General features: G+C 67.1%; 2 protein-coding genes. Both read left to right on the plus strand.

Features of this window, described 5'->3' with window-relative positions; genetic code table 11:
- Window positions 1-151: 151 nt before the first annotated feature.
- A complete protein-coding gene (locus tag VKT83_12440; protein HLY23264.1) occupies window positions 152-1024 on the plus strand; it encodes a c-type cytochrome in 873 nt (290 codons plus the stop codon).
- Window positions 1025-1095: 71 nt separating this feature from the next.
- Window positions 1096-1516: hypothetical protein (locus tag VKT83_12445; protein HLY23265.1), on the plus strand; the 421-nt coding region annotated here is incomplete at its 3' end.

The raw sequence follows: 1516 nt of genomic DNA on the forward strand, positions 1-1516 counted from the left end.
GGTCCGGCCGGCCCCACCGCCGGCCGCCGGCCCCGCGCAGGCGGACGGAAGGGGAGCCGAGCGACGGCGTGGAACCAAAATTCCCCGCGCACATTTCGCTACGAGCGGCCGTGCGATCTATGAGTTCGGGCATGGAGGAGAGCGAATCCGCATGTCCACGGGGTCCTGGGGACGGCGTGCCACTACGGCGTTGGCCATTCTGGCGGCCGCCGTGGTCGCCTCCGGCTGCCAGGGACGGGTCGGCGTCACGGGCGCCAAGGTCGACCTGCGGCTGCCGCCGCCGCAGGAGGTCGAAATCCCGCTCGTGACCGACGAGAACGAGCGGCCGATCGTCCCGGACGCGGTCGAGGGCAAGAAGGTCTTCGAGGCGAACTGCGCCGTCTGCCACGGCGCGAACGGCGACGGCAGCGGGCCGATGGCGGCGACGCTCACGGCGCCGGACAAGGACGTGCTGACCGCGCTGCTCGGCGTCTTCCACATCGAGCTGCACCGGCCGCCCCTTCCGAGCAAGCCGATCAACTTCCACAACCGCGATCTCGAGGCGGTGATCACGCCGGCGATCATGTACGAGACGGTGACCGGCGGCCGCCCGCACACCGCGATGCCGGCGTTCGGGCCGGAGGCGTCGTTCGGCGCGAACAAGGCGCAGACGCTCACCAACGCCGAGCGGTGGGACGCCAACGTCTACGAAATGATGTTTCGCACGTCGCCCGGGGAGTTGAGCGCCGCCAAGCAGTTGTACGGCCAGCAGTGCGCAGTATGTCACGGCATGAACGGCGACGGCAAGGGCCCGCGCGGTCCGGAAATGGCGGCGCAGCTCTGGTCGTGGGCGCGTAACGAGGGGTCCGGCATCTTCACGGACCGCAACTACATGGTGCAGCGCGATCCGAGCCAGATCTCGAATGCGATCCTCGACGGGCACGGCCAGATGCCGTCGTTCCGCGGGAAGCTCACAAAGCAGCAGCTCGACGGACTCGTGGACTACGTCTACACGTTCTTCTACAAGCATCCGCCGATCAAATGACCCCGCCGTCGCGGAGCCGGGATTGGCGGAGTATGATGACGCGTGGGGGCCATTAGGAGGCGGGTGAGGCGATGAAGTTGGATCGGCGGCGGCTCATCAAGACGCTCACGGCGATTCCCATCGTCGGGGGCATTCTCGTGATCCTCTCGCCGCTGCTGCGGTACCTCAAGCCCAACGACGGCCCGTTTCAGATCAACATGACCGCGGGCGACACGCCGTCCGGCGGCGCCCAGGTGGTCGGGTCCACCGCGACGCTCACGAAGCCGTGGGACTACTTTTACTTCACGTACATCCAGTCGTACCCGCAGTATGACGTAGACGGCTCCAAGAAGGCGAACATCGCGGGCGTCGCGCTCAAGCTGCCGCAGAAGGTCAAGTTCGTCAACGCCTCGGGCTACGTCGGGTTCGACGGCGAGACCGACGTCGTACTGTTCCAGCGCATCTGCCCGCACCTGGGATGCATCTTCAACTTCATCCCGGACTGGCACGAGG

This window comes from bacterium (assembly GCA_035308905.1).
Taxonomy (GTDB): Bacteria; Sysuimicrobiota; Sysuimicrobiia; order Sysuimicrobiales; family Segetimicrobiaceae; genus DASSJF01.

Bases quoted from the DNA above. Each gene is read 5' to 3' on its own strand.
- VKT83_12440 (HLY23264.1), top strand. From the start codon at position 152: ATGTCCACGGGGTCCTGGGGACGGCGTGCCACTACGGCGTTGGCCATT.